Raw genomic sequence first — 26,808 nt, forward strand, 5'->3', positions numbered from 1 at the left:
ACTCAAAAGAAAATATTAAATATACAGTTTCTATTAATTGGAACAATTTAGTTATCTAAATGAGTGCAATCATCTTTTATAATGGTTTGAAATTCAGCTATTATACCCATTCAAAACAAACTGCCATGAAACAACTAAAATACCTCATCGGACTGCTCTTGTCCTTGGCGATCGCCATTACCCTAGTTGTCCCCTCTGCAACCGCAACAGGAGTCTATGATCTCCCTGTGTTAAGTGCAGGATCATCAACTTGGGTGGTAGATCAAGCGAATACGATTAGTTTATCTAATGAAAACGAATTAAGTAATCAGTTAAGCAAATTAGCAGAAAACACCGGAAAGGAAGTTAGACTAATTGCTGTGCGTCGGTTAGACTATGACACCACGATCAAAAGCTTAGCGGATGATATTTTTAGCAAATGGTATCCCACCCCAGAAGCACAAGCAAACCAGATCATCTTAGTAGTTGATACCTTCACTAATAATACTGCTCTACGTCAAGGAGATGCGACTAAAAGCCTCCTAACTGATGATATTGCTACCAGTATTGTTAAAGAAACTGTTGCTTTTCCTCTGCGGGATGGGGCAAAATATAATCAGGCATTTTTAGACGCAAGCGATCGCTTAGTTGCTGTCTTATCGGGTGATCCAGATCCCGGCCCCCCAGCGACTCAGGAAATTAACATCGAAAGCACTTTTACCAGTGCAGAAGACACCGACGACGCAAATGCGACTACTTGGGTGATTGTTTTATTAGTCTTGGCCACTGCCATTCCTATGGCCACCTATTTTTGGTATGTTGGTCTTCCTGGAAGATAACTTAATTTTAACTCTGTAGGGGCTAACAGCCGTTAACCCCTACAACCATAATGACAGATTCAAAAAAAACGCTATAATCAAACCGTACAGTCTAGTATAAAACCAACCCTAATTTTGGTAAACACAGATGGGACAAGCAGCAGAGTTGAAAAAATCCCTTTTCCCGAAACATGGCAAACCTTGGATAATTGCCCTTTCTGTCCTAGGATTATGCTTAATTGGAACAACAGCCATTTATACCCTAAAAATCAGCCGTAATGAGTCCCCAGAGTCATCTGTTACCGCAACTGTTACCCCCCCCAAAAAACAAGCAATTTCAGCATTAGGAAGACTCGAACCCTACGGAGAGGTGATCAAACTCGCACCACCACCCACCCAAGGAGGGGCCAAAATTAAACAATTATTAGTCAAAGAAGGGGATAAGGTAAAAGTAGGAGAAACCATTGCCATTTTAAACACAATTGACCAAAAAGAAGCCGCCTTCAATGCAGCAAAACAGCAGGTAAAAGTTGCCCAAGCAAACTTAAATATTATTCAAGCAGGGGCCAAAACTGGAGAAATTGAAGCCCAAGCAGCCACTATTAAACAATTAGAGGCAGAATTAACCGGAGAAATCGCCACCAACCAAGCAACAATTGCTCAGTTAGAGATGGAATTAGAGGGGGAAAAACAACAGCAAAAAGCGACAATTGAACGCTTAGAAGCAGAATTAAAAGATGCTCAACGGGACTATCAAAGATATCAAAATTTAGCCCAAGATGGGGTAATTTCTCAATCAGACTTAGATCAGCGTCAACTCAAATTAGAACAGGCCGAAAAAAGTTTAATAGAGGGGCAAGAAAAACTCAAAAAAACCGTCAATACTTTGATAGAACAGATAGAAGTAGAAAAGGCCAGATCCCGCAAAGAAATTAATAGTTTAACCCAAGAAATTTATTCAGCTAAAGCTACTTTAAATCGCATTGCTGAAGTGCGTCCAGTTGATGTGCAAAAAGCTCAAGCAGAAGTAGATCAAGCTATGGCACAATTACAAGAATCAAAAGCTGATTTAGACTTAGTTTATATTAAGTCTCCCATCGCTGGACAAATTCTCAAAATCAATACTTATCCAGGGGAAAAAGTTGACGATACAAATGGCATTGTCGAACTAGGAAAAACCGAGCAAATGATGGTCATTGCCGAGGTATATGAAAGCGAAATTAATCAGGTTAAAATTGGACAAAAAGCTCTGATAAAAAGTGATAATAATAGCTTTGTAGGGCAATTAGAAGGAACTGTTAATGAGATAGGTTTACAAATTGGTAAGAAAGATGTTTTAAATACTGATCCTGCTGCTGATGTTGATGTCAGAGTAGTTGAAGTAAAAATCCTATTAACCCCAGAAGCAAGTCAAAAAGTTTCGGGATTAACTTATGCCAAAGTTGTTACAGAAATTAAATTATAATTATCATGAAAACGCCTCTATCTTGGTTACAATTAACCCATGAAAAAACCCGCTTATTAGTTGCTTTAGCGGGCATTGGATTTGCTGATGTTTTAATGTTTATGCAGTTAGGTTTTAGGGATGCTTTATTTAATAGTTCTGTGCGACTACATGAAAGTTTACAAGGTGATATTTTTATCCTCAATTCTAAAACCGATAGTCTAACGGGAATTAGAAGTTTTTCTCAACGAAGATTATATGATGTTTTGGGTGTTGATAAAGTCCAAAATGTTACTCCAATTTATATTGGTATTTCACCTTGGAAAAATCCCATAGAAAGGAAAACTCGCACTGTTTTTGTTGTCGGCTTAAATCCTAATAAAAATGTTATTCAATTGCCAGGAATTACCGAAAATATATCCTTAACAAAACAGCAGGATACTGTTTTGTTTGATCGGCTTTCTCGGAAAGAATTTGGCCCTATTCCTGAGTTATTTAATTCAGGAAAAACCGTAAAAGTTGAAGTGGGAAACAGACAGATAAAAGTCGGACAACTCTTTGCTGTAGGTACTTCTTTTGGTGCCGACGGTACAATTGTAACCAGTGATATTAATTTTTTACGCTTATTTCCTGAGCGAGAAAAAGGCTTAATTGATATCGGGGTAATTGAATTAAAACCTGATGCTAATGTAGCAGATACTTTGCAATTTTTAAGAAAAGATTTTTCTAGTGAAGATATTACCTTTTATACCAAAAAAGAATTTATTCAACATGAGAAAAATTACTGGAAAAATCGGACAGCAATTGGCTTTATTTTCACCCTAGGAACTATTATGGGGTTTGTGGTAGGCACAGTAATTGTTTATCAAATTTTGTATACAGATGTAGCCGATCATTTACCAGAATATGCTACCCTAAAAGCAATGGGATACACCGATTTTTATCTCTTAACGGTTGTATTTCAAGAAGCCATTATCTTAGGATTAGTTGGCTTTCTTCCTGGAGTATCTTTTTCGATGTTACTATATTATAATGCTGCTAAAGCCACCGGATTACCAATTATGATGATAACATCTAGGGCAATTACAGTTTTAATTTTAACGATTATTATGTGTTGTATTTCAGGAATGATTGCTGTGGGTAAATTACGGGCGGCTGATCCTGCTGATATCTTTTAAACTATAAATTATGAATAACAAACCTGTCATTGAGATTCAAAATTTAGATCATTATTTTGGAAAAGGAGAACTCAGAAAACAAATCCTTTTTCAGATTAATTTAACACTTAAATCAGGAGATGTTGTCATTTTAAAAGGGCCATCAGGTTCAGGAAAAACCACCTTATTAACCTTAATGGGAGGGTTACGATCTGCCCAAACGGGAAGTCTTAAAGTTTTAGGACAAGAAATAGTAGGGGCTAAGAAAAATCAATTAGTAAAAATTCGCCGTAATATTGGTTACATTTTTCAATCTCATAATCTTTTAGAATGTTTAACAGCGAGACAAAATGTACAAATGTCCTTAGAATTACATCCCCAATATTCCAGGGCAGAAATTAAACAAAAATCCATCGAAATGTTACAAGCTGTAGGATTAAGCGATCGCCTTAATTATTATCCTCAAAACCTCTCAGGGGGACAAAAACAAAGAGTAGCGATCGCCCGCGCTTTAGTGAGTCATCCTCAGTTAGTATTAGCGGATGAACCCACCGCATCTCTTGACAGTAAATCGGGTCATGATGTGGTCAATATTATGCAAAAATTAGCCAAAGAACAAGGCTGCACCATTTTAATTGTCACCCATGATAACCGCATTTTAGATGTGGCTGATCGCATCGTTGAATTAGAAGATGGCCACCTTAAGGAAACTTTATTAACCATGAATTAGACTGATGATTTCAATGTCATTTAAAATAAGTAATTGCTTATCTACTCCAATCTCACAAATTATATGAAAAGAAGCTGGGAAATTATTAAAAAGATGGGGTTAGGAGCAATTCCTATCCTGCAACTTAGAGAATCATTATTTCAAGAATCTAAATTAACCCAAAATTATTTAATTCTCAGTCTTGGTTCCTGTTTAATTGCTACACTAGGCTTAATTATTAATAGTGCAGCTGTGATTATTGGGGCGATGATTATTGCTCCATTGATGTTGCCATTAAGAGGATTTTCTTTTGCTACCTTAGAAGGAGATATTGAGCTATTACGTCGTAGTTTTAATGCTATTTTTATAGGGACTTTTTTATCTATTTTTTGTTCTTGGGTAGTTGGGTTAATTGTCTCCATTCCTGAGTTTGGCGAAGAAATTTTATCGAGAACACAACCTACATTAATTGATTTATTAATTGCAATTTTTGCGGGAGGAATTAGTGGTTATGCAAAGATTCGTCCTTCCGTTGGAGATGCCATTCCTGGTACAGCGATCGCCGTTGCTTTAATGCCACCTATTTGTGTTGTTGGCCTCGCTTTAGCTCAAGGAGAATGGGAAATTGCATCAGGGGCCGGCTTACTTTATTTAACTAATTTAATCGGCATTAATTTAGCTTGTGTTATTATCTATTTTTTAGGAGGATATGCTAAGAGTAATGAGTTAGCCAGATCCTTATCTTGGGGGGTTTCGCTAATTTTAATTATGTTATTAGCTATTCCTTTAGGGATTAGTTTTTGGCAATTAATTAGTAAAGCAAAAATTCATGATTCCATTGAACAAATTTTAGTCACACGATCTTTAGTCAATCGGCGAGATGTTAAAGTTTTTAATGTGAGTATTAACTGGGGTAAACATCCTCCTGTTGTGTTAGTTAAGGTGCGATCAGTTTATCCCATTGAACCCGATGAAGTTAAAATAGTAGAAACACGATTAAAAAATGAATTAGAACATTCTTTTAAAGTAATCTTTGAAGTCACCCCAACTCAAATCATAAAAACATCAGATCAAGATAAATAAGGGAGGCAAAATGACATAAATTAACAGGGTTTTGCCTTTTTTCTACTGCTTGATCTGATCGATTATAATGTTAAGGAATAACACGAACCCGACGAGTAATTAAGACAATGCCATCACTGCGGACTAAAATAGCAGAAAGCCAACGATTTTGGGCTTTATCTTCCCCCGGAACCCTTTTAAATAGTCCCCCTGATTGTAATAATTCTAATTCCATTTTTGATGGCTCTAAATAGCGTTCCGCATCAATTTTTTCAGCCATAGCCATTCCTGCTAACAATTCATCACTTAAAGGTTCATCCACAATTACATCAAAATCAAAAGCTTCTCCAACCTTGACTGTTTCTGGTAAATTTACTTTAATTTGTGGTGGATGTTCGCCAGAGCTTAGTTTAGTTTCTTCTGAGAGAATTTCTTGACGAACTAATTTATCATCCTGAAAGGTTTGACGGGATTTAATTTTTGCATCTAATTGAACCTTTCTCGCATTTTTTTCACTGGTTCCTGTCACCGTCGTGACAGTTTCAACAACCCAACCTTTGCCATCTTTTTCCCAGGACAAAAGTTCAGTTTTATATTGTAAATTAGGATAATCTTTCCAGAACTTTTGTAACCCTTGGGAAAATTCAGCGAACATCAACCCGTCAGCCGTGACATACTGATCACTATACAAAGATTTTATCCTTTCCATGTCCTGTCGATTGGCCGCGGCATCAATTTGGGTAATGAGAGCTTTTAATTCAACTGGGGCCTTGTCAGGACTTTCCGCACGGAGTGCAGAATGGCCCCCTAAGCTTAAGCCAAAACCGAGTACAATCGAGAGAAACCAACGCTGATAGGTCATTTGTATAGTCCGTTTTTAGTGAATTTTTTAACCCCCTAAATTATAGGTGGTTAATTATTTATTTGCCCAGACAAAAACAAAATTTAAGCTTTTAGGGTGGGTAATGGCCGCCTTACCTATTAATATTGATATTTTTGATTGAATACAGAGAAATATGTTATAATTAGGTTAATGAATCATTTGGAATAAGTAAAATATGATGATTAAAATCAATGAAATAGTTAATCCGAATCAACTCTTAGAATTAGTTAAAAAAGCTGAAATTGAAGGGGAAAGAATCATTATAGAAAAGGAAGGTAAAGGTAAAGTTGCCATTATTAATTATGCAGAATTAGAATATTTAGAAGCATTAGAAGATGCTAGAGATTCTGAATTATTGCGTCAAGCGGTAGAAGAAAGTAAAGGTCAACCTAGTATAACTTTTGATGAGTTATTAGAAGAATTTGGCTTGACAATTAAAGATTTAACATCGGGAGATGAGGATGAGTAAAGAATATTCATTTATTATTGAATACTCTGCTAGAAAAAGCTTAAAAAATCTTCAACCAAAATTTATCAAGCAGATTGTTTTCAAAATATTTACTTTGCAAGATAATCCCTTTCCTCAAGATTGTAAAAAGTTAAAAGGATATGAAAAAGGTTATCGAGTAGATCAAGGTGAATACCGAATTTTATACACAGTTGAGGATGATAAAATTAGAGTATTTAAAATTGGTAAACGTAATGATGGTGAAGTGTATCGTAATTTGTAAGACTCATTTCTATTGATTCTAAATCTAATAAAATACTTTTTCAACAAACCCTAAATATTGAAAAAACCCCCTAATATCAAGAAAATTAGAGGGCTTAATTAATTAAATTTAGTTAATCAGAGCTATTAGGAATTATCCTAAAACTGCCTTAGCTTTAGCTAATACATTCTCAACACTAAAGCCAAATTTCTCCATACAGGTTCCCCCAGGAGCAGAAGCACCAAAAGTATCAATACTGACGGTATCACCTTCAGAGCCAACATATTTGTGCCAACCAAAGCTGGCAGCAGCTTCTACTGATAACCGTTTGGTCACAGCTTTAGGTAGAACAGACTCTTTATAAGCTGCATCTTGAGCTTCAAATAACTCCCAAGAAGGCATAGAAACCACCCGGACTTTCTTACCTTCACTGGTCAATTTTTCAGCCGCAGTCACACAGAGACTTAATTCTGAACCAGTTCCCATCAAAATTAGGTCAGGAGTACCACTACAATCAACAATGGTATAACCACCTTTTGCCACGCCTTCCATCGAAGTTCCTGGTAAGTTAGGCACATTTTGACGAGTGAAGGCTAAAAGACTAGGTTCATGTTTTTTAGACTTCTCAATGGCGATTTTATAAGCCCCAGAACACTCATTTCCATCCGCCGGACGAAATACCGTTAGATTAGGAATAGCCCGTAAAGAAGCTAAGGTTTCAATAGGTTGGTGAGTGGGGCCATCTTCCCCTTGTCCAATGGAGTCATGAGTCATCACCCAAATAGAACCCGCTTGAGACAAAGCTGACAAACGGATAGCCGCCCGCATATAATCGGTAAAGATTAAGAAAGTCGCACCATAGGGAATTAAACCAGAACCATGTAAGGCCATGCCGTTACAGATAGCACCCATGGCGTGTTCTCTGACCCCAAAATGGATGTTACGGTTTTCATAATGTCCTTTTTGGAAATCACCAGAAATTTTCAGTTCTGTTAAGTTGGAGTGGGTTAAATCAGCCGAACCTCCAATTAATTCCGGTAAAACGGGAGCTAATTTATTCAAACAAGCTTCCGAATGTTTGCGGGTGGGTAATGCTTTATCTTCAGGGGTAAAAGTAGGTAATACTTTGTCCCAACCGTCAGGCAGTTTATTACTTAAATAACGTTCAAATTCAGCCGCTTCTGAGGGATATTTAGATTTGTAAGTTGCAAAAGCTTTATTCCATTCAGCTTCATAGTTTGCACCCCGTTCAATGGCTTTATTCATGTGAGCAAGCACATCTTGAGGCACGACAAAAGGCTCGTATTCCCACTCTAAACCTTTGCGGGTTAGGGCAGTTTCTTCCGCTCCTAATGCTGCCCCGTGAATACCTGCGGTGTTTTGTTTATTGGGGGAACCGTAACCAATAGTTGTGGTTACTTTAATCATGGAAGGCTTATCTGTTACCGCTTTCGCTTCTTCAATGGCTTTGGCGATCGCAGCTAAATCGGTGTTACCATCTTTAACATGGATAACGTGCCAACCATAAGCTTCAAAGCGTTTGGACACATCTTCGGTAAAGGCGACATCGGTAGAACCATCAATCGAGATGTGGTTATCATCATAGAGGGCGATCAGTTTACCTAAACCCCAATGTCCGGCAATGGAACAAGCTTCACTGGCAACCCCTTCCATGTTACAACCATCACCCAAAATTACATAGGTATAGTGGTCAACAATGGTAGCATCAGGTTTGTTGAAGGTAGCAGCTAAATGAGCTTCAGCTAAAGCTAAACCGACTCCATTGGCGATCCCTTGTCCTAAAGGTCCGGTGGTAACTTCTACCCCTTCAGTTTCAAAGTTTTCGGGGTGTCCAGGAGTTTTAGATCCCCATTGACGAAATTGTTTAATATCTTCGATACTGACACTATCATAACCAGTCAGGTATAGTAGAGCGTACTGTAACATACAGCCGTGACCAGCAGACAGGACAAAGCGATCGCGGTTAAACCATTTGGGGTTTTTGGGGTTGAACCGCATGAACTTATCCCAGAGGACAAAACCCATCGGAGCCGCTCCCATAGGGAGTCCTGGATGTCCTGACTTGGATTTTTCTATCGCGTCAACGGCTAAAAAGCGAATAGAATTAATACAGAGTTTTTCGAGGGTGGCAACAACCATAACTTCTCTTGAAATAAACTACGATAAGACAACAATGGGTATGGAGTTAAGAACCTGCTAGCGGTAGGCTGCCCCAAGGTTTGTAATTATCATCCCACTCTTGCGTAACGATGGGAAGATATAGTATCAGAATTTTATCGAGTAAAGGGTGTCACTCTTAGTAACAGTTCTTAATTAAGAACATACCCTAGCCAAATTTCAACGAAATAGGGATAATTTGTTGTAACCAGAATTTTTAACGCGATGAGCAATATATTTAGAGAATATCTCAAAAAAATTGGTAGCGGTGTTCATACAAGCAAAGATTTAACCCGTGCTGAAGCTGCTGATGCCATGAAAATGATGTTATTGGCTGAAGCAACTCCCGCCCAAATTGGAGCTTTTTTGATGGTTCATCGTATTAAACGCCCCATCCCTCAAGAATTAGCAGGAATGCTCGATACTTATGCTGAATTAGGGCCAAAACTCAATATTAATAACCTTACCTTTGATTATCCCGTCACCGTTTTAGGCACTCCCTATGATGGGCGATCGCGCACTGCTCCAGTTACGACACTCACCGCTCTTATTTTAGCCACCGCAGGGGTTCCGATAATCCTCCATGGGGGCGATCGAATGCCGACTAAATATGGATTGCCCTTAATTACTATTTTGCAAGGGTTAGGGGTTGATTTTTCCCAGTTATCTCTCACTGATAGTCAACAACTCCTAGAAAAAACCGGCCTGACTTTTATTTATTTACCCCGTCATTTTCCCCTAGCAAATCAATTAGTGGCCTATCGGGAGCAAATCGGCAAACGGCCTCCCCTAGCTACCTTAGAATTAATGTGGGCCCCCTGTTCGAGTAATCAGGTTCATATTGTTTCGGGGTTTGTTCATCCCCCGACAGAAACCTTCTTTCGGGAAACCTTTCAACTAAGAGATTTTGCCAATTTCACTACTGTTAAAGGATTAGAAGGCAGTTGTGATCTGCCTCAAAGTCGTACTGCCATTATTGGTATCAATCAACCCCATAGGGAACCCCAATGGGAGCGGCTCCATCTTCATCCCCAGGATTATCATTTAGGGGGCAAAGATATTCCCTTGATCTCTGCAGCCCAACTTATTGACCAAATGCAGCAAATCTTACAAGGTACACCTAATGATCTGATGGATTTAGCTATTTATAATGGTGGCTTTTATCTCTGGCGTTGTGGTGTTTGTCAGGATTTATCTACTGCATTTACTCAAGCAAAAACCCTCTTAACCGAAGGACAAGTGGCTCAAAAATTGCAAGAAATCTCCGCATCAGTAACGCTTCATCGCTCGTGAGATATCTCGATCATCCTGGCGACGTTTCAGGGTTTCCCGTTTATCATGGAGTTTCTTACCCCTGGCCAGTCCAAGGCTAACTTTTACCAGACTTCCCTTGAGATACATTTTCAGGGGAACCAACGTTAAGCCTTTTTGCTCGATTTGCCCAATAAGTTGATTAATTTGCTTGCGATGTAGCAATAACTTCCGACTGCGGCGCGGCTCATGATTAAAATATTGACTACTGGCTTGATAGGGGGAAATATGAACATTAAGTAACCAGGCTTCCCCATTGCGGATTAAAGCATAGCCATCGGCCAAGTTAACTTTGCCCGCACGAATGGACTTAACTTCCGTTCCCACAAGCTCGATACCCGCCTCATAAGTCTCCAAAATTTCATAGAGGAAGCGAGCTTTACGATTATCACTAACAATTTTGATAGGTTGATCTTGATTTCCCATAGCCTTTCTAGGTTAACACCTTTTTCCTGTAGGGACAACCCCCCCAGAGCTTTAAATATTTTACAAACAGAGGAAAAAAAAGGGTTAACCGACGACTGGTTAACCCCTAGGCTTGGGAACGCACGCTAAATCTTAGTTGTGAAGAACTAAATTGATATTAGCTTTCTCAAGATTACGCAGCTTAACTTCAGCTAAAGTCTTGTTAACTGCGTACTTTTGATTGATGGAGTTGATTAATTCGGTTTGGTTGTGCTTCTTAGCAACACCCCAAAGGTCAGCAATGAGATCAAAGCTACCATCACTATTACGAGACCAACCGAGATCATATTCGCCATCAAGAACAGCTACGATATCAGAACGAATGCGCTGACCGTTATAACCTCTTACATCAGCTTCGGTCTTCACGAAAATACCAAGATCCCGTAAAGAAGCTTTTAAAATTTCAGCATCCGTAATTTTGGTGCGTAGAGTGCTAAAGTGAGACATTTTCGATTTCCTCCAGTAGAACAGAAGTCAACAACAACAATTTAGGGTTTGAATTTGCCGTTTTAACATAAACGGCTCTTGATATACTGCTAGCTAACTGCTAGCCTTTCCACCTGTTGGGAGCAGGCGAAAGCTTGTTAGAACTCCAATCGCTGGTATTCAGCGACGGAGGCTGAGGCAGGTCGCGCTCTTTGCCGCGCCCAGTCCCGAAGGGCTGTCACCTGTTCAGTCATGGTGCGAGATAGGGGCAGGGTTGATTTAATGGCAGCAATAATATCTAGCTGCGTAAACTCCCTATCTTGAGCAAAGGCTTCATACATCGCAGCGATGATCCCTTGCTCTATCTCGGCACCAGAAAATCCATCAGAAACCTTAGCTAACTGCTCAATATCGAAGCGAGCAATGTCTGAGCGACGCTTGCTAAGGTGAATATTAAAAATTGCTTGACGCTCTTCCAAGTCGGGCAAATCTACAAAAAAGATTTCATCAAATCGCCCTTTGCGTAAAAACTCTCCAGGTAAACGCTCCACCCGGTTGGCCGTAGCCATCACAAACACGGGAGAGGTTTTTTCCTGCATCCAGGTTAAGAATGAGCCAAAAATCCGACTAGAAGTTCCGCCATCAGAGTCCGCAGACCCCGCACTCCCGGCAAAGGCTTTGTCCAGTTCATCAATGAAGAGGATAACTGGGGAAATTGATTCGGCAGTCTTCAGGGCGTTTCTTAAGTTCGCCTCGGAACGGCCAACGGCTGAATCATAAACTCTACCTAAGTCTAACCGAAGTAAGGGCAGTCCCCATAAACGGGCGGTGGTTTTGGCAATAAGAGATTTTCCACAGCCAGGAACCCCTAAAATTAACATCCCTTTGGGTTGGGGTAAACCGTATTCTCTCGCTCTTTCGGTGAAGGCATCAGAACGCTGTTTTAACCATTTCTTGAGTTCTTCTAGACCCCCGACAGAGTTGAGGGTTTCGTCTTCTTCAATATAGTCTAAAACGCCGTTGCGCCGAATTTGCTGCTTTTTCTCCGATAAGACGATATCGACTTCTTCTTCCGTTAAGCGACCAGCTTTAACATAAGCTTTACGATAAACTTTTTCCGCTTCATCTTTGGTAAGTCCCAGGGTCGCTTTGAGGAGCTTTTCACGGGCTTCTGTTGTGATGCGACGACTCTTAGTTTGATCGAGTTGACGGGATAATACCTGATTAAGTTCGGCTAAGTCGGGAAAAGGAAAGTCTAAAACAACAATATCTTTTTCGAGTTCAATGGGAATCTGTTGCAGGGGAGAAATTAAGATAATCGTTTTCTCGGTTCCCCTTAAGCTGATTATGGCATCCCTTAAAGACCTTGTGACGTTGGCATCTGCAATAAAAGGATGCAAGTCCTTGAAAATAAAAATCCCTGGTTCTTTTTCTCGCATAACCCAGCCAATGGCGGGTTCCGCATTAACAGTGTTATGTTGGGTCGTATTGCCAGGCTGACCATACTCCACCATTCCGTGGGTCACAGTCCAAGAAAAGATACGTCGCTGTCTACTATATTGTTGCGCGATTTTGGCGATCGCTTGCTCTGCTCTTTCTTCTTCGGACGTAACTAGGTATATTAAAGGATACTGAGCCTGTATGAGTATGTTTAGCTCTTCTTTCATGGCATCGACCTAATAAAGGTTAGACGGTAAAGCTTCTTAGCAGGGAACTAAGGCTTCTTCGCCGGAAACTTCGGCGGTTGCCGGAACTGTTTCCCTGACATCCAGGGGGAATTCTTCCGTGAGAATACTGGGTTGATTTTTGAGGGAAGCCATCTGTCCGTCTCGCATCACCATGGCGGCTTCGCATTCTGGACAAATATGGACTCGGTGGGTTTTGCCATAAGCTGCTGCTTCTACTTCTTCTACCTTTTCAGGATATTTGAGATAAAAGCCGATCGCTTTCTCGACAAGGGCTGACATCGAATCTTGATCAATGGCGGCTCTAATTTTAAGCTGTCGGTGGATTCCAGGGGGAAGATATAGTGTGACTTTTTGCTTGTCTTGCATATCACTCTAGCTGAGGTTACCCGGGTATGTGTCCTTACTCTATCGAGTTTCTCTTTAGCTGTCAAGCTGTTAAACCACTATGACAGTATAATTGTAACATTACTTAACAAACTAAGTTTTCAAGCCGCCTATAGGGGAAGTCTTAAACCCTTGTGAGATAAGGGTTTAAGACTTATCCTCTGTACCTCACTCGTTGCGATAAACGCTATATCCCAGAGCAAATTTAGGGGTTATAGGGTTTAAATTCCTCAACGGGAGGCAGATCTTCCGGCGGTTGATAGGGTTCAAATTCATCAACGGGAGGCTTATCTTCTGGCGGTTGATAAGGGGTAGAATTCTCAATCAGAGTCGTATTTTCCACGGGTTGATTAGGGGTAGCTGTTTCAACGGGGATAATGATTTCGGCTGGTTGCTCAGGGAGATTATTTTCAACTGGAACTATAGTTTCAACAGGTTCATAAGGTGTAAAGTTATCAATTAGTGTGGTGTTTTCTGTTGGTTGCTCAGGAGTAGGAGTTGTGGGGGGTTTAGGAATTTCTAACTTACGATCAGCAGGATAAGGAAAAAGGGCTAAAAACTTTTCTTGTCTTTCTGCAACAGTTTCAGGGGCATAATTCCATAGACTATCATAGAAAAAGAAAGAAATTCCCAAACCATATTTTTTGGCTGCTAATACTTTTTCTTGAATAAATTCCATTTCAATCGGTCGATTTCTTAAACCTGTTAAAATTCCCACCCCTGTTGGTATTTTTTTCCTGGCTTCTTGAATTTCTGGCCGTTCTAATTGTTTAACAAAACTTGCCAAATCAGGCCGATAAACTTGCACCACTAATTCATCAATTATATCCTGTCTTACCCAGGTTAACCAATCTTGTAAATAAGCACTATAGGCTGTGTCATAAGGATTAGGTGAAACAGAAAAGATGGCGTTACTTTTTTTTGCTTTAATAGCTTGATTGAGTTGGGAAACATAAGCCGTCATTTTATCAGCCCGCCATTTTAACCAGGCTTCATCTTTAGGATTAGCGGGGGGATCTTTTTCCGTTTCTTTTTTATATAAATTGACGGTATATTTATCGTAGCCTAATTCACTGGGTAAGCATAAATGATCGTCAAATTGAATACCATCTACATCGTATAAATTCATCACTTCAATAACTAAAGATGTGATAAATTTTTGTACCTCTGGATGAAAGGGGTTTAACCAAACCACTTCCCCTGCTGCACTAATGGTGGTTTGTGTGCCATCTCTTTTTTGGGTAAGCCATTGAGGGTGTTTTGTGGCTAATTCTGAGGTGGGTGGGGCCATAAACCCAAATTCAAACCAGGGCAACACTAATAAGCCTTGATTATGGGCTTTAGCGATTAAATCTGTCAAGGGATCTTGTCCTTGAAACCCTTTATGTACAAAGGGCTGAATTCCCATTTTTTCGGCGACAGCACTAGGATAAAGGGCATAACCCGAATTCCAAACAACAGGATAAACCGTATTAAAATTAAGACGAGATAATTGGGCGATCGCTTCTTCTAATTTGGGTTGATCAAGTAGGGTATTAGTATCATTGGTAGTCAACCAAACCCCCCGAATTTCCTGATTGGGGGGAGCAAAGGCAAAAATGGGATGACTAAGCAATAAAATGCCAAAAAATGTGGCAAAAAACAGTTGTAAAAGCCGAGATTTAAAGATAGATCGCCAACTTTGGCAAAAAATAGACCATCTCATAAGCAGGAAATTAAGAGTGAGGAAGATCATTTATAGTTTAGCGATGGTTTGCATAAGATGCTAGGGGTTATGATTATTTTTATTGACTAATTGTTACCATTTATGAATTTAACAATGTGGGAGAGATATGGTTAAACAAATAATTAATTTAATTTCTCCTGAAGTATTTAAAATTTTGCTGGTGTTTTTACTTTCATTTCTCATTGGTTTAGAAAGAGAAGAATGGAAGCTAACTTCAGGTAAATACGCCTTTGGTGGCGTTCGTACTTATCCTTTAATTGGGTTAATTGGCTATAGTATGGCCTCCCTTTCTAGCGGACAAATGTTACCCCTTGCCGCAGGTTTTACTGTTATTGGTGGTTTGATGATGTTGTCTTACTGGCACAAAATGCAGTCTTCTCAAGACTCAGGTTTAACAAATGAAATGGCAGGTTTAGCAACCTACGTTGTCGGTGCATTAGTCTATCATGATCGATTTTGGATAGCTTCAACTTTAGTAATTATTAGCTTACTACTACTAGAATTAAAGTCAATGCTGGAAGGGTTAGCTCATAAATTTTCTCCTGAAGATATCTTGACTTTTACTAAATTTCTTTTTCTGACGGCGGTTATTCTTCCTATTCTTCCTAACAAAACCTTCGGTATATTTGAAATTAATCCCTTTAAAACTTGGTTAATTGTAGTAGCAGTCAGTAGCATTTCTTATGGCAGTTTTTTGTTGCAAAAGGTTTTCAAAGATCGGGGAGGCGTTGCGTTAATTGCTCTCTTAGGGGGGGCTTATTCTTCCACAGTAACTACCGTAGCATTAGCTAAACAATCGACCCGTAATCAGTCCCCTCATCGCTACGCAGGAGGCATTCTAATGGCTTCTGCAATCATGTATTTACGATTAACTATTCTTATTAATTTATTTAATCATAATTTGGGTAAAGAATTAACATTATCGTTTGTTTTGTTGGCCTTATTTGCCTTGATAGGTGGTTGGTTTTGGTCATCAAAAAAAGATCCAAATGTGACACCTTCTGAAGAAAAACAAAGTTATTCTGCGCGAAATCCCTTAGAATTAAAAGCAGCTTTTTTGTTTGCTTTTTTATTTGTGGTTATGGTCATTGTTACCCATTATACCGCCTTGTATTTAGGAAGTAGTGGATTATATGTTTTAGCGGGAATTATGGGAGTAACAGATATCGATCCTTTCATCTTAGGAATTACTCAATCAACGGGACATTCTACCTCTTTATCTGTAGCAGGTGGAGCGATTTTAATTGCTGCGGCCAGTAATAATTTAATTAAGGGAATATATGCCATAGTTTTCGGCGATCAACCGACGGGAAGACAAAGCTTTTTTTTGTTACTTTCTTTGGCTATTCTTGGCTTAATTCCCATCATTTTTCTGAATCATTAATCTGAGCTTTTTTCTCATAAATAGTCTTAACAAAAGCTGTTACTAAGGGATGTGGCATTTGAGGGGATAAAGAGCATGAATGTTTAATTGCTAAATTTGTGAATATGTGGGGTTTAAAGGTTGAATTAAATTCTCCAAGCAAAGCGATTTGTTTCTTCATAAGGTTAACAAATTTTCAATTTCAAATAATAACTTTTCTTGAGTCCAATTATAAGATAAATGAGCCGCGATCGCCGCTCCTCCGGCCCCTACTCCTTCTTTAACGTATCCTTGTTCATATACTTGTAATTGAGGGTAAGAAGACTTAGCAAAACTGAGTTGAGTTGCTAATAGGGGAACATCACCAATAGACTCAGCTAAACTAACTGTATCCCCTGTGGGATCTTCTGCTACCCAACGGGTTGTTCCTACCACAATATTATCTAATTTTGCTTGATTTTGGTTACTTTTAAGAATGGCTTTAATCAGGGCATAAACTGCTAACATTTGGGTTCCTCCTGCTAATAAAACCCCCGTTTTTTGACTTGCTGCTATGGCCATTCCTGCCACAACAATTTGCATTGGATCACCTACAGAAGCAACCAACTTAAAAGGTTCAATTTGGTTTGATATTGGATACAAATTAGCTTCTTTTAGTCCTTGTTTAACAATAATTTTTTTTTGTTTATGATTACAATTAGGATGACTACTGTTAACTTTTCCTGTTGCTTTAATGCCTAATCCTGTAAGAATTGCTAAAGCTGTTGTTGTTCCCCCAACCACACATTCACTAAGAATTAAATACTGTTTTTGTGTATTATTTCCTAGCTTTTTCCCCCAGTCTAAACCTTGTTGAAAGAGATGATAAACCATATCTAAAGGTAAGGCGTTTCCGGTGGTTAAACAGTTTGCAGGAATTCCCCCTAAATCTAAATAAGGAACAGAAGGAACATAAAGTAATCCTGCATTAAATAAATATAGGGGAATGTTTAATGATTCGACTACAGCGCGAGTAATAAAAACAGGAGAAACCCCTTCTATTAAAGGCGGTAAAGGATATTTATAATGAGATTTTACCCCATTAATTAAAAATTCAGCATCAGCGATCGCCGTATATTTTCTGGCTTCAGGGGTTGCCCCTGCTGCGGAAATTCCTGGTATTAAACAAGTCTCAGTAAAGCCTAAAATACAAGCAAAAATAGGCGAAAAATATTGATACTTATTCAACCATTTTTGAGCTATTTCTTTCTGTGTATAAATACGAATCATCTATTTATTTGATAAATAAAATTGTAGGGGCGAATGGTATTCGCCCTTATAAAAGTTGAGAAGAATTAATATAAATCAACTCCTTTAAACTTGGCCATTTTCGCATTAGCTGCCTCTCCACAAGTGCGAGGAGTAGGAAACAGTTTACCAGGGTTAGCTAAATTATCAGGGTTAAAGACATTTCTTACCCATTGCATTGTCTCTAAATCTACCTCATTAAACATATAGGACATATAACAATTTTTATCAGCCCCAATACCATGTTCACCGGATAAACTGCCTCCTAATTCAACACATAATTTAAGAATTTCTCCCCCTAATTTTTCCACTTTTTCCCATTGTCCAGGAATAGAATTATCATATAAAATTAAAGGATGTAAGTTGCCATCTCCTGCATGAAATACATTAGCAATACGATAATCATATTCTTTCCCTAATTGATTAATTCTTTCTAAAACATTGGCTAATTGTGTGCGAGGAACAACCCCATCTTGTACAAAATAATTAGGGCTAATATTTCCCGCCGCAGCAAAGGCCGCTTTTCTGCCTTTCCACAATTTTAAACGGGTTTCTAAATCATTAGCTGAGGTAATTTCCCGTGACCCATTTTGACGACAAATTTGAGCCACTTTTTCTTTATTTGCGGAAACTTCTACCTGTAACCCATCCAATTCTACTAACAAAATAGCCGCCGCATCTCTGGGATAACAGTTCGTTTTAACCGTATCTTCCACCGCATTAATACAGAAGTTATCCATAATTTCCATACCCGCAGGAATGATCCCTGAACTAATAATATCAGCCACCGCTTGTCCGGCTGCTGCTACACTGGTAAAATCCGCTAATAAGACACAAATTGCTTCAGGGGTTTTCAGAATCTTTAAAGTGATTTCTGTGGCAATGCCTAACGTGCCTTCAGACCCCACAAAAAGCCCCGTTAAATCATAACCAGGCATCTCAGGAATGCTACCCCCAACATCAATAATTGACCCATCAGGAATCACTAATTTTAAGCCTAGAACATGATTGGTTGTTACCCCATATTTTAAACAATGAACTCCCCCAGAATTTTCGGCAATATTACCTCCAATGGAACAAATAATTTGACTTGAAGGATCAGGTGCATAATAAAAACCAGCCCCGCTAACTGCTTGTGTTACCCAATTATTAATAACACCAGGTTGCACAATAACCCGTTGATTTTCTAAATCAATTTCTAGGATTTGGTTCATACGGGCTGTTACAATTAATACGCAATCTTTTACAGGTAACGCCCCTCCAGATAACCCTGTTCCTGCGCCTCTAGCAACCCAAGGAATTTGATAATCATGACATATTTTAACTGCTGCGGCTACTTCTTCAGTGGTACGAGGAAGCACAACTATTGCAGGCCGTTGACGATAGCTAGTCAACCCGTCACATTCATAGGTTAATAGTTCTTCTTTGCGACGAATTACCCCATCTTTACCAATGGCCGTTTCTAATGCTTTGATGATGGGTTTCCATTTTTTATCTGTGTCGTTGAGAATTGGATTAAATAGCATCATAATAAGTTGTAGATTCCTATGTTTATTGTAGACAAAAGGCAATGTTGAATCAATACTGCCCGATGACAAGTTTTCATCTAGTCTTTCTCAAATAATCGGCTTTTTTGTCTACTCAATAAAACTATAGCACTAGAGTTAAGTCTCCTCCCACAATCCCCACAACTCCCCAAAATACGTCACAATAAATAAAAACAAACTTTACATTTTCTATCATGGCCAGAGATTTACGGGGATTTATCAAACAACTCGAACAACGGGGACAACTAAGACGCATCAGTAGTTTAGTCGATCCTGATTTAGAAATTGCCGAAATATCTAACCGAATGTTACAAGCAGGAGGCCCGGCCCTGCTCTTTGAAAATGTGAAAGGGGCCAAGTTTCCCGTCGCTATCAACTTAATGGGAACCGTTGAACGAATATGTTGGGCCATGAAGATGGAAAAACCCCAAGAATTAGAAATTTTGGGGGAAAAATTAGCCATGTTGCAACAACCGAAACCTCCTAAAAAGATTTCTCAGGCCATTGATTTTGGTAAAGTTCTCTTTGATGTGATCAAAGCGAAACCAGGAAAAAGCTTTCTTCCTCCCTGTCAACAAGTGGTCATAGAAGGGGATGAAGTCGATCTTAATACTTTACCTCTCATTCGTCCTTATCCTGGAGATGCGGGCAAAATTATCACCTTAGGACTTGTAATTACCAGAGACTGCGAAACGGGAACCCCTAATGTCGGTGTTTATCGCTTACAGTTGCAATCTAATAACACCATGACGGTACATTGGTTATCTGTTAGAGGAGGGGCCAGACATTTACGAAAAGCAGCAGAAAAGGGCAAAAAATTGGAAATTGCGATCGCCCTTGGTGTTGATCCTTTGATTATTATGGCAGCAGCTACCCCCATTCCGGTAGATTTATCAGAATGGTTATTTGCGGGCTTATATGGGGGGTCTGGAGTACAATTAACCAAGTGTAAAACCCTTGATCTAGAAGTGCCAGCAGATGCAGAATTTATCTTAGAAGGAACTATTACCCCTGGTGAAGTGTTACCTGATGGCCCTTTTGGAGATCACATGGGATATTATGGCGGTTTAGAAGATTCTCCTCTGGTACGTTTTCACTGTATTACTCATCGTAAAGATCCTATTTATTTAACCACATTTAGTGGTCGTCCTCCCAAAGAAGAAGCGATGATGGCTATTGCTTTAAATCGCATTTATACCCCGATTTTAAGACAACAAGTTTCTGAAATTACGGACTTTTTCTTACCAATGGAGGCCCTGAGTTATAAAGCGGCAATTATTTCTATTGATAAGGCTTATCCAGGACAAGCAAGACGGGCCGCTTTAGCATTTTGGAGTGCCTTACCTCAGTTTACTTATACCAAATTTGTGATCGTGGTGGACAAGGATATTAATATTCGTGATCCCCGTCAAGTTGTTTGGGCAATTAGTTCTAAGGTTGACCCATCAAGAGATGTTTTTATCTTACCAGAAACGCCCTTTGATACCCTAGATTTTGCTAGTGAAAAAGTTGGGTTAGGGGGAAGAATGGGCATTGATGCAACTACAAAAATGTATCCTGAAACTAATCATGAATGGGGAGAACCCTTAGAGTCAGATTCTGACGTTGCTGCAATGGTTGATCGTCGTTGGATAGAATATGGTTTAGGGGATATTATCTTAACTGAAGTGAATGCCAATTTGTTTGGTTATGATATTCAGTAAGGTAAAAGGTCAGGACTTACGCAACGCCTCTAAATATTGAGTGTTTTGGTAGGGTTAATTCATTAATTGACCCTACAGAATTTTTTCTCAATCTTAGATCTGATAAATTTTCTGGCTATAATTAGGCTATAATTTAAAACGTTGTTGACATTTATCTCTTAAAAATATGCCTGATATTGTTGATATTGCCGTTAATAATGATAACTTTAAAACCTTAGTGGCTGCTGTGAGTGCCGCTAACTTAGTAGATACCCTAAAAAGTCCTGGCCCTTTTACGGTTTTTGCCCCAACAGATGCAGCTTTTGCTAAACTACCTCCAGGAACTATTACCACTTTATTACAAAATATTCCTCAATTGTCTCGTATTCTTTGTTATCATGTGGTTTCCGGTAAATTAATGAAAGCTGATTTAGCACAAGTTAATAGTGTGATTTCTGTTGAAGGTTCACCCATTTCTATTGATTGTTCTGATGGCTTTGAAGTGAAAAATGCAACCGTTATCATGGAAAATATTGAAGCAGATAACGGGGTTATTCATGTGATTGATAATGTCATTTTGATGGGGTAAAAATAGAGTTTAACCAGGTTAAAACCAATGTAAATCATGTAGGGGCATAATACCATTATGCCCTTTTCAATTCAGTAGCGATCACCGGAATATATCCAAGCCGAGTAATATAAGATATAATATAAAGAGTTAAGATGCAATTTAGTCTTAGTCAACACGCACAGGGGGAACTACAAAAGCGAAGAATTCCTATTCATATTTTAGAACTCATTTTAGAGTATCCTGAACAAATTTTAGAAGAAGATGGATTAAAAGTCTATCAAGGTACATTTAAAGCAAACAATGACAAAACCTATTTACTAAGGGCTTATATCAGTGATTTGGTCCAACCTAACATAATTGTGACTGTTTACGTTACTAGCAAAATCAAAAAATACTGGAGATTAGACAATGGAAGCTAAATATGATAGTGAGGTTGATGTATTAAGAATTAGTTGGAGTGATGCAGAAATTGAAGAAAGTGATTCTGTCAGTCCAGGCATTATTTTAGACTATGATTCTGCCAGAAATGTCATTGGAATTGAAGTTTTAAATGCTTCTAAAAAAATTCAACATTTTAATTTAAAATCAACAGATAAGATAGTTTCTAAATTGAGGTAAAGTCCAATGTATAAAAGTCAAAAAAATAGATTTAATGGCATATTTTAGGCAAAAAATATTATACTTATATATACTGAAGTTATAAACTAATTGCCAGATAATTCAAAAAATGAAACTACAAATTATTGTCCATGAAGCAGAAGAAGGGGGATATTGGGCAGAAGTTCCTGCTTTACCTGGTTGTGCGACACAAGGGGATAATTTTGAGGAATTACTGCAAAATCTTTATGAAGCAGTCGCAGGATATCTAGCAGAATTGTTAGATCAGTTAGAAGATTAAGAAAATAACCTAATTAATCAATTTTTCTGCCTTTTGACTTGTTACACTCTGCATGAGTAACTTGCATATTATCAGTATCTAAAGCTAAATAAGGATAATCAACAAGTGGTTTAATATGGTCAATATGAGAACCTTTTAAATTAGTAATAGTCTCTTTGCAAATTGGACATAATTTATTTTGTTGACGATATTTTTGCTTTTTCCATTCTTGCCCTTCTTGAGAATTACGCCAACGGTTAAACTCAGTTCGGCTCTCCCGTATGTGTGGTGATAAGTAAAGCTTATGATTCGTAGGGTGGGTTAGACGCGGCTATGATTTTGATGAAAAACTAATAAGTTTTAATCCGCGTCGTAACCCACCATCTTAAGTATTGTAACTTATTATACATTTTGCACCAAGATATCGGGAGAGCCTAACAGGAATAAAAACACTTCGCATTTCCTGAATTTTTTGCTGACTTTCTTCGATTTGTTGTTGATATTCAGTTTCTATTTGTTTGATCTCACTTTTCTTTCTAGTAACTTGGGCTTTTTGTGCAGCTTGAAGTCGCTGCCGATTTAATAATTCTTGTCCTGAAAATTGAGCTAATGCTATTAAAATATCTTGTTCATTAGCTTCCGTTAAATTCAAGCCATTAAATGCTCTTTCAGCATCAGCACCTGTCCAGTTAAATTGTTTAGCAAATTCAATTGCTTGTTTTTTGGTCATCATTTTGACTGATTAAGAGTCGGTTATTGTAGAATCAATTATACCTAATTAGGCTACTAATATTATAATTATTTAATTTTTTATCAGGCTGTGATTTTAATCACTTTTTTAGACGATATCATTTTTATAATATCTTAAAAAGGTGGGCATTGCCCACCCTACAGTTAACGATATTCTTGCTTTTGAACATCCCTTAAACGGGCTTCGGGACGTTTAAAACGATCAATTTGTGCTTCAAAAAATTGACGGTTTTTCTGCAAATGTTTGGGGTTAGGATCATCTAAAGGATATAACAAAGCGGTTCTCAATGCTTGAATAACAGCAGAAGTTACATTATACATTGATCGCTGAAAAGTAATCCCTAATTGAATCAAGACATCATCTTGCCCACGACAATGTTTTTGATAGTATTCTATCAAGTAATCTGGCAAAAAATGATACATATCATCCATTAACAATGTGGGAGGTATTCCGGCAGTTCCGACGGGGAAAACATCAGCGTATAAAATGCCATAATGAAAGTCTTTTTGCTGTTCAGGAACTTGTTTTGCTTGAGCATTATAAGACTTAGTTCCTCGGAAGGGAGCAGTGCGATAAAATACAGCTTCAACGTAGGGTAAAGCTGCCTCATATAACCAAGTAAACCCCTTAGATTTGGGAATAATTTCGTAACATTCCCCCTCAATATAAACATGATGATAAATAGGACGGCCCGCAATGGCAAAAATACCATTAACTAGGAAATTCATGGCATCAGGAACCCCTTTAAAACCTCCTTCATCATAAATATCTGACATCTCAAAAAACACAGGGGCCATCACTTCCCAAAATAGTCCTAAATTAGAATAATAGGAAAGTTGACGAACCTGTTCTAAGAACATATCAGGGAATAATTTATACAGTCCCAACATAGCAGGATTCTTTTTAAAATAGGCTTTAATTGCTCTATCTGCGTTTGCTTTGTATTCCTCACTGTCAAGATAAGCATCAAATTTACCCCATCCCATATCTCGACCATGCCATAACATTGCCCGCATACAAGCTTCGGCAAATTCCATATTAATGCGGTCATGATTAAGATGATGAAATAGTCTTGGTAATTGGCCAGTTTTGCCCTTTTCCATAAACTCTAATAATTCAGGATGGGCTGTTGCTACTCCTCGCCAAATTCTCAAATCTGCGTCATCTCCAGCATAATGATTATGGAGATCTAAATACTCTTGAGGTAAGAAATATTTAAAGAAGGGAAGGGGGTCTAAAAATACCCGTTCAGCAATATATAAAAGATCCCGCCAATAGAAGTCCATTGGAACTGCATAGGCTTTATATATGCCGATAATTTGCATTAAGTTCTCTGGGGTATCAGGTAACATTGAACCACCAGCCTCTAAGCGGTGAATTACCTCAGCAAATTCATGGGTAGATGGGGGAAGTTTGGTAAAGTTTAAAGTGCTTGTCATTGTCAATTATCCTGTAGGGTGGACATTGCCCACCAAATATATAACAAAAGTTGTAGGGGCTTAATAATATTAAGCCCCTTAAGCTCGTAATAATTAAGGTTTAACTGCAATTTGCGACTGTTCAATCGTCGATAAATGAGCAACCATTGTATTAGTTGTCGGTTCGATCCAACGGACTAAATAATTAGGTTGAACTCCTAAAAAGATAATAGTTGCAGTTAGAATTAAAGCGGGAATATTCTCTGAGGCCAAAACTTTGGGATAATAGGCACGTTGGTTGTCTAGTTTGCCAAAACAGGTACGATTTAAAAGAATGACGAAGTAAACCGCTGTTAAACCTGATGCAATGATGCAAAGTAAAGTAGGAATAGGAAAAGCCGTAAAACTGCCTTGAAATACCATGAATTCTGCAATAAATCCCACTAAACCAGGAATACCTGCGCTGCCCATCCCTGCTAAAATTAACAAGGCACTGGTGAGAGGTAAGCCGCGAATAGGGTTCATTAACCCATTGAGAATATCCAGGTCACGGGTTCCTGCTTTGCGTTCTACAATGCCCACTAAATAGAACAGGAGGGCTAAAATTAAGCCATGACTAATCATTTGGGTTACGGCCCCTAAAATGCTTAATTCTGTCCCGGCTGCGGCTGCTACGAGAATATAACCCATGTGTCCGATCGAACTATAGGCAACCATGCGTTTGATGTCTTTTTGGGCGATCGCACTTAAGGCCCCATAGAGGACGCTAATAGTGCCAATAATGGCTAAACCAGGGGCTATTAATGACCAAGCTTCAGGAAATAGCTGTAAACCGAAGCGAATTAAACCATAAGTCCCTAATTTGGCTAAAATTCCTCCTAATAATATAGTTACGGCGGGAGATGCTTCTGTGTAGGCATCAGGCAACCAAGTATGTAAAGGAACTAAGGGAATTTTGATACCAAACCCGACTAAAAGTAAGGTTAACAAAATTAAGCGAGTATTGAGAGAAAGCTGTTCTAAGTGGATAGAAATATAATCAAAATTTGCTGAACCACTGAGAAAACTCATGCCGAGAAATGCAGCTAAAACTAATAATCCTGATAGGGCAGTATAAATCAGAAATTTAGTAGAAGCATAACCTCTTTTTTCGCCTCCCCAAATAGCAATCATGAGGTAAAAGGGAATTAATTCTACTTCATAAAATAGCACAAATAAAAGTAAATTTTGTGCCATTAATGCCCCAGCAATTCCCCCATTACATAACAAAATTAAGGAATAATAAAGGCGGGGTCGCTCTACTTTTTCGCCAATGCTAAAAATAGCAAATCCCGTGAGAAAGCTATTGAGAATGAGTAAGGGTAAAGATAAACCATCAACCCCTACACTGTAACTTAAACCGATAGCATTTGCCCAAGGTAGGTATTCTTCAAACTGAAAACCAGGGTTATTCAGATTAAATTGTTGTAGGAGATAAAGACTCCAACCAAAGGACAAAGCCGTAAAAAATAGGGTAATTTGGCGCGATTTTGAGCCATCTAATGAAAGGGGCAAAAATCCAACTATTGCCGCCCCAACAATTGGTAAAATTAGTAAAGCACTCAGCATTTTATTATTCCTATAAAACCCTTTTAAACTGAAAGTACAACCCTAACCAACTAAACTAATTTCTCCTGTATCTAAGTCATAATAAGCCCCAACAACTTTGAGTTTATTTTGAGCTACTAAGTCAGAGATAATGGGAGAGCTTTTCAATAGTTTAACTTGATGTAAAACATTAGCTTCTGTTGCTTTTCTGACAGCTACTTCGTCATCTTGTTTACCCAGAAATTCAGTAATTGCGGGTTCAATTTGAGCTAAAATCGTACCAATTGAACCAGGGACTTCACCCCCTTTCATTGTAGCAATTACTGCGCCACAAGCTTCATGACCAATCACTAATAATACCTTTGCACCTAACACTAATGTGCCGAATTCTAAGCTACCAACTTCTTCTTTGATGGCAATATTTCCCGCATCTCGGCAAACAAAAATATCCCCTAAACCTTGATCAAAAATGATTTCTACGGGTACTCTTGAATCAGCACAACTCAACACAGCAGCAAAGGGATTTTGACCTTTAGCAACTTCTTGAAGACGCACTAAACTTTGATTCGGATTTTTGCTTCTCATGGTGGCAAAACGTTTATTACCATCCATTAATTTTGCCAAAGCTTGGTCAGGGGTCATATCATTTTGAGCAACCACAGGAGAAGGGGTTAAAACTTCTACTCCCATAGCTGCTGCTAATAATCCTGTTCCGATGAAACCCCCACCATATTTGAGGATATTACGACGAGAAATATCGAATTTGGAAGAATCAGACTTCATAA

The 26,808-nt window shown here is 38.6% G+C and carries 28 protein-coding genes; 14 read left to right on the forward strand and 14 right to left on the reverse strand.

The window, feature by feature from the left end; genetic code table 11:
* The first annotated feature begins 125 nt into the window (after window positions 1-125).
* The 5 genes from psb32 to VB691_RS04185 all read left to right on the forward strand — a co-directional run bounded on the left by psb32 (window position 126) and on the right by VB691_RS04185 (window position 5,190).
* Window positions 126-818: a photosystem II repair protein Psb32 gene (gene psb32 / locus VB691_RS04165; protein ID WP_323290427.1), complete on the forward strand. Its 693-nt coding sequence runs from the start codon at window positions 126-128 to the stop codon at window positions 816-818.
* Window positions 819-945: 127 nt separating this feature from the next.
* The gene (locus VB691_RS04170) at window positions 946-2,262 is read left to right on the forward strand and encodes an ABC exporter membrane fusion protein (protein ID WP_323290209.1); all 1,317 of its coding nucleotides are present in this window, start codon (window positions 946-948) and stop codon (window positions 2,260-2,262) included.
* Window positions 2,263-2,267: 5 nt separating this feature from the next.
* The gene (gene devC, locus VB691_RS04175) at window positions 2,268-3,419 is read left to right on the forward strand and encodes an ABC transporter permease DevC (protein ID WP_323290210.1); all 1,152 of its coding nucleotides are present in this window, start codon (window positions 2,268-2,270) and stop codon (window positions 3,417-3,419) included.
* Between the two features lie 10 nt (window positions 3,420-3,429).
* A complete protein-coding gene (locus VB691_RS04180) occupies window positions 3,430-4,128 on the forward strand; it encodes a DevA family ABC transporter ATP-binding protein (protein WP_323290211.1) in 699 nt (232 codons plus the stop codon).
* 63 nt (window positions 4,129-4,191) lie between these two features.
* Window positions 4,192-5,190, forward strand: a complete 999-nt coding sequence (locus VB691_RS04185; RefSeq protein ID WP_323290212.1) for a TIGR00341 family protein — start codon at window positions 4,192-4,194, stop codon at window positions 5,188-5,190.
* Window positions 5,191-5,260: 70 nt separating this feature from the next.
* Here VB691_RS04185 and VB691_RS04190 read toward each other — a convergent pair whose 3' ends face one another.
* The gene (locus VB691_RS04190) at window positions 5,261-6,031 is read right to left on the reverse strand and encodes a nuclear transport factor 2 family protein (RefSeq protein ID WP_323290213.1); all 771 of its coding nucleotides are present in this window, start codon (window positions 6,029-6,031) and stop codon (window positions 5,261-5,263) included.
* A gap of 196 nt (window positions 6,032-6,227) precedes the next feature.
* Here VB691_RS04190 and VB691_RS04195 point away from each other — a divergent pair, with 196 nt between their 5' ends.
* Both VB691_RS04195 and VB691_RS04200 read left to right on the forward strand, forming a co-directional pair.
* Window positions 6,228-6,521, forward strand: a complete 294-nt coding sequence (locus tag VB691_RS04195) for a hypothetical protein (RefSeq protein ID WP_323290214.1) — start codon at window positions 6,228-6,230, stop codon at window positions 6,519-6,521.
* Window positions 6,514-6,783 (forward strand): type II toxin-antitoxin system RelE/ParE family toxin, encoded by a 270-nt coding sequence (locus VB691_RS04200; RefSeq protein WP_323290215.1) that lies wholly within the window; start codon window positions 6,514-6,516, stop codon window positions 6,781-6,783. The genes VB691_RS04195 and VB691_RS04200 overlap by 8 nt, the downstream gene beginning before the upstream one ends.
* A gap of 132 nt (window positions 6,784-6,915) precedes the next feature.
* Here VB691_RS04200 and tkt read toward each other — a convergent pair whose 3' ends face one another.
* Complete coding sequence (gene tkt, locus VB691_RS04205; protein WP_323290216.1) at window positions 6,916-8,922, reverse strand: transketolase; 2,007 nt, start codon at window positions 8,920-8,922, stop codon at window positions 6,916-6,918.
* A 243-nt stretch (window positions 8,923-9,165) separates the two neighbouring features.
* Between tkt and VB691_RS04210 the strand changes: the two genes are divergently transcribed.
* Complete coding sequence (locus VB691_RS04210; RefSeq protein WP_323290217.1) at window positions 9,166-10,233, forward strand: anthranilate phosphoribosyltransferase family protein; 1,068 nt, start codon at window positions 9,166-9,168, stop codon at window positions 10,231-10,233.
* Here VB691_RS04210 and smpB read toward each other — a convergent pair.
* From smpB to VB691_RS04235, 5 genes are all read right to left on the reverse strand, one after another.
* A complete protein-coding gene (gene smpB, locus VB691_RS04215; protein ID WP_323290218.1) occupies window positions 10,210-10,677 on the reverse strand; it encodes an SsrA-binding protein SmpB in 468 nt (155 codons plus the stop codon). The genes VB691_RS04210 and smpB overlap by 24 nt on opposite strands.
* 132 nt (window positions 10,678-10,809) lie before the next feature.
* The gene (locus VB691_RS04220) at window positions 10,810-11,163 is read right to left on the reverse strand and encodes a DUF1257 domain-containing protein (protein WP_323290219.1); all 354 of its coding nucleotides are present in this window, start codon (window positions 11,161-11,163) and stop codon (window positions 10,810-10,812) included.
* A gap of 137 nt (window positions 11,164-11,300) precedes the next feature.
* Window positions 11,301-12,809, reverse strand: coding sequence for an AAA family ATPase (locus tag VB691_RS04225; protein WP_323290220.1), 1,509 nt, complete (start codon window positions 12,807-12,809; stop codon window positions 11,301-11,303).
* A gap of 36 nt (window positions 12,810-12,845) precedes the next feature.
* Window positions 12,846-13,196, reverse strand: coding sequence for a hypothetical protein (locus VB691_RS04230; RefSeq protein WP_323290221.1), 351 nt, complete (start codon window positions 13,194-13,196; stop codon window positions 12,846-12,848).
* 223 nt (window positions 13,197-13,419) lie between these two features.
* Window positions 13,420-14,919 (reverse strand): glycoside hydrolase family 10 protein, encoded by a 1,500-nt coding sequence (locus VB691_RS04235; RefSeq protein WP_323290222.1) that lies wholly within the window; start codon window positions 14,917-14,919, stop codon window positions 13,420-13,422.
* A gap of 127 nt (window positions 14,920-15,046) precedes the next feature.
* On the opposite strand from VB691_RS04235, the gene VB691_RS04240 reads away from it, so the two are divergent.
* Window positions 15,047-16,324 carry an MgtC/SapB family protein gene (locus tag VB691_RS04240; protein ID WP_323290223.1) on the forward strand — a complete coding sequence of 426 codons (1,278 nt, stop codon included), beginning with the start codon at window positions 15,047-15,049 and terminating at the stop codon, window positions 16,322-16,324.
* Window positions 16,325-16,480: 156 nt separating this feature from the next.
* Here VB691_RS04240 and cobT read toward each other — a convergent pair whose 3' ends face one another.
* Together cobT and glcD are read right to left on the reverse strand one after the other, a co-directional pair.
* A complete protein-coding gene (gene cobT / locus VB691_RS04245) occupies window positions 16,481-17,572 on the reverse strand; it encodes a nicotinate mononucleotide-dependent phosphoribosyltransferase CobT (RefSeq protein ID WP_323290224.1) in 1,092 nt (363 codons plus the stop codon).
* A 65-nt stretch (window positions 17,573-17,637) separates the two neighbouring features.
* The gene (gene glcD, locus VB691_RS04250; RefSeq protein ID WP_323290428.1) at window positions 17,638-19,116 is read right to left on the reverse strand and encodes a glycolate oxidase subunit GlcD; all 1,479 of its coding nucleotides are present in this window, start codon (window positions 19,114-19,116) and stop codon (window positions 17,638-17,640) included.
* Between the two features lie 215 nt (window positions 19,117-19,331).
* On the opposite strand from glcD, the gene VB691_RS04255 reads away from it, so the two are divergent.
* From VB691_RS04255 to VB691_RS04275, 5 genes are all read left to right on the forward strand, one after another.
* A complete protein-coding gene (locus VB691_RS04255; protein WP_323290225.1) occupies window positions 19,332-20,840 on the forward strand; it encodes a UbiD family decarboxylase in 1,509 nt (502 codons plus the stop codon).
* Window positions 20,841-21,006: 166 nt separating this feature from the next.
* A complete protein-coding gene (locus VB691_RS04260; RefSeq protein WP_323290226.1) occupies window positions 21,007-21,408 on the forward strand; it encodes a fasciclin domain-containing protein in 402 nt (133 codons plus the stop codon).
* Window positions 21,409-21,542: 134 nt separating this feature from the next.
* On the forward strand, window positions 21,543-21,809 hold the full coding sequence (locus tag VB691_RS04265; RefSeq protein ID WP_323290227.1) for a DUF4258 domain-containing protein: 267 nt from the start codon (window positions 21,543-21,545) through the stop codon (window positions 21,807-21,809).
* Window positions 21,799-22,008 carry a DUF2283 domain-containing protein gene (locus VB691_RS04270; protein ID WP_323290228.1) on the forward strand — a complete coding sequence of 70 codons (210 nt, stop codon included), beginning with the start codon at window positions 21,799-21,801 and terminating at the stop codon, window positions 22,006-22,008. Before VB691_RS04265 ends, VB691_RS04270 begins: the two co-directional genes overlap by 11 nt.
* A gap of 109 nt (window positions 22,009-22,117) precedes the next feature.
* On the forward strand, window positions 22,118-22,288 hold the full coding sequence (locus tag VB691_RS04275; protein WP_323290229.1) for a type II toxin-antitoxin system HicB family antitoxin: 171 nt from the start codon (window positions 22,118-22,120) through the stop codon (window positions 22,286-22,288).
* A gap of 13 nt (window positions 22,289-22,301) precedes the next feature.
* Here VB691_RS04275 and VB691_RS04280 read toward each other — a convergent pair whose 3' ends face one another.
* The 5 genes from VB691_RS04280 to VB691_RS04300 form a co-directional block, all read right to left on the reverse strand.
* Complete coding sequence (locus tag VB691_RS04280; RefSeq protein ID WP_323290429.1) at window positions 22,302-22,550, reverse strand: HNH endonuclease signature motif containing protein; 249 nt, start codon at window positions 22,548-22,550, stop codon at window positions 22,302-22,304.
* A gap of 102 nt (window positions 22,551-22,652) precedes the next feature.
* Window positions 22,653-23,000 (reverse strand): hypothetical protein, encoded by a 348-nt coding sequence (locus VB691_RS04285; RefSeq protein ID WP_323290230.1) that lies wholly within the window; start codon window positions 22,998-23,000, stop codon window positions 22,653-22,655.
* 161 nt (window positions 23,001-23,161) lie between these two features.
* Window positions 23,162-24,457 (reverse strand): CO2 hydration protein, encoded by a 1,296-nt coding sequence (locus VB691_RS04290; RefSeq protein WP_323290231.1) that lies wholly within the window; start codon window positions 24,455-24,457, stop codon window positions 23,162-23,164.
* Between the two features lie 93 nt (window positions 24,458-24,550).
* Complete coding sequence (locus VB691_RS04295) at window positions 24,551-26,044, reverse strand: NADH-quinone oxidoreductase subunit M (RefSeq protein ID WP_323290232.1); 1,494 nt, start codon at window positions 26,042-26,044, stop codon at window positions 24,551-24,553.
* Between the two features lie 42 nt (window positions 26,045-26,086).
* Window positions 26,087-26,806, reverse strand: coding sequence for a carbonic anhydrase (locus tag VB691_RS04300; RefSeq protein ID WP_323290233.1), 720 nt, complete (start codon window positions 26,804-26,806; stop codon window positions 26,087-26,089).
* Window positions 26,807-26,808: the final 2 nt, after the last annotated feature.

The organism is Crocosphaera sp. XPORK-15E, from assembly GCF_034931425.1.
GTDB lineage: Bacteria > Cyanobacteriota > Cyanobacteriia > Cyanobacteriales > Microcystaceae > UHCC-0190.

Coding starts and splice junctions, on each gene's coding strand:
- psb32 (WP_323290427.1), top strand. CDS start 126: ATGAAACAACTAAAATACCTCATCGGACTGCTCTTGTCCTTGGCGATC.
- VB691_RS04170 (WP_323290209.1), top strand. CDS start 946: ATGGGACAAGCAGCAGAGTTGAAAAAATCCCTTTTCCCGAAACATGGC.
- devC (WP_323290210.1), top strand. CDS start 2,268: ATGAAAACGCCTCTATCTTGGTTACAATTAACCCATGAAAAAACCCGC.
- VB691_RS04180 (WP_323290211.1), top strand. CDS start 3,430: ATGAATAACAAACCTGTCATTGAGATTCAAAATTTAGATCATTATTTT.
- VB691_RS04185 (WP_323290212.1), top strand. CDS start 4,192: ATGAAAAGAAGCTGGGAAATTATTAAAAAGATGGGGTTAGGAGCAATT.
- VB691_RS04190 (WP_323290213.1), bottom strand. CDS start 6,031: ATGACCTATCAGCGTTGGTTTCTCTCGATTGTACTCGGTTTTGGCTTA.
- VB691_RS04195 (WP_323290214.1), top strand. CDS start 6,228: ATGATGATTAAAATCAATGAAATAGTTAATCCGAATCAACTCTTAGAA.
- VB691_RS04200 (WP_323290215.1), top strand. CDS start 6,514: ATGAGTAAAGAATATTCATTTATTATTGAATACTCTGCTAGAAAAAGC.
- tkt (WP_323290216.1), bottom strand. CDS start 8,922: ATGGTTGTTGCCACCCTCGAAAAACTCTGTATTAATTCTATTCGCTTT.
- VB691_RS04210 (WP_323290217.1), top strand. CDS start 9,166: ATGAGCAATATATTTAGAGAATATCTCAAAAAAATTGGTAGCGGTGTT.
- smpB (WP_323290218.1), bottom strand. CDS start 10,677: ATGGGAAATCAAGATCAACCTATCAAAATTGTTAGTGATAATCGTAAA.
- VB691_RS04220 (WP_323290219.1), bottom strand. CDS start 11,163: ATGTCTCACTTTAGCACTCTACGCACCAAAATTACGGATGCTGAAATT.
- VB691_RS04225 (WP_323290220.1), bottom strand. CDS start 12,809: ATGAAAGAAGAGCTAAACATACTCATACAGGCTCAGTATCCTTTAATA.
- VB691_RS04230 (WP_323290221.1), bottom strand. CDS start 13,196: ATGCAAGACAAGCAAAAAGTCACACTATATCTTCCCCCTGGAATCCAC.
- VB691_RS04235 (WP_323290222.1), bottom strand. CDS start 14,919: ATGAGATGGTCTATTTTTTGCCAAAGTTGGCGATCTATCTTTAAATCT.
- VB691_RS04240 (WP_323290223.1), top strand. CDS start 15,047: ATGGTTAAACAAATAATTAATTTAATTTCTCCTGAAGTATTTAAAATT.
- cobT (WP_323290224.1), bottom strand. CDS start 17,572: ATGATTCGTATTTATACACAGAAAGAAATAGCTCAAAAATGGTTGAAT.
- glcD (WP_323290428.1), bottom strand. CDS start 19,116: ATGCTATTTAATCCAATTCTCAACGACACAGATAAAAAATGGAAACCC.
- VB691_RS04255 (WP_323290225.1), top strand. CDS start 19,332: ATGGCCAGAGATTTACGGGGATTTATCAAACAACTCGAACAACGGGGA.
- VB691_RS04260 (WP_323290226.1), top strand. CDS start 21,007: ATGCCTGATATTGTTGATATTGCCGTTAATAATGATAACTTTAAAACC.
- VB691_RS04265 (WP_323290227.1), top strand. CDS start 21,543: ATGCAATTTAGTCTTAGTCAACACGCACAGGGGGAACTACAAAAGCGA.
- VB691_RS04270 (WP_323290228.1), top strand. CDS start 21,799: ATGGAAGCTAAATATGATAGTGAGGTTGATGTATTAAGAATTAGTTGG.
- VB691_RS04275 (WP_323290229.1), top strand. CDS start 22,118: ATGAAACTACAAATTATTGTCCATGAAGCAGAAGAAGGGGGATATTGG.
- VB691_RS04285 (WP_323290230.1), bottom strand. CDS start 23,000: ATGATGACCAAAAAACAAGCAATTGAATTTGCTAAACAATTTAACTGG.
- VB691_RS04290 (WP_323290231.1), bottom strand. CDS start 24,457: ATGACAAGCACTTTAAACTTTACCAAACTTCCCCCATCTACCCATGAA.
- VB691_RS04295 (WP_323290232.1), bottom strand. CDS start 26,044: ATGCTGAGTGCTTTACTAATTTTACCAATTGTTGGGGCGGCAATAGTT.
- VB691_RS04300 (WP_323290233.1), bottom strand. CDS start 26,806: ATGAAGTCTGATTCTTCCAAATTCGATATTTCTCGTCGTAATATCCTC.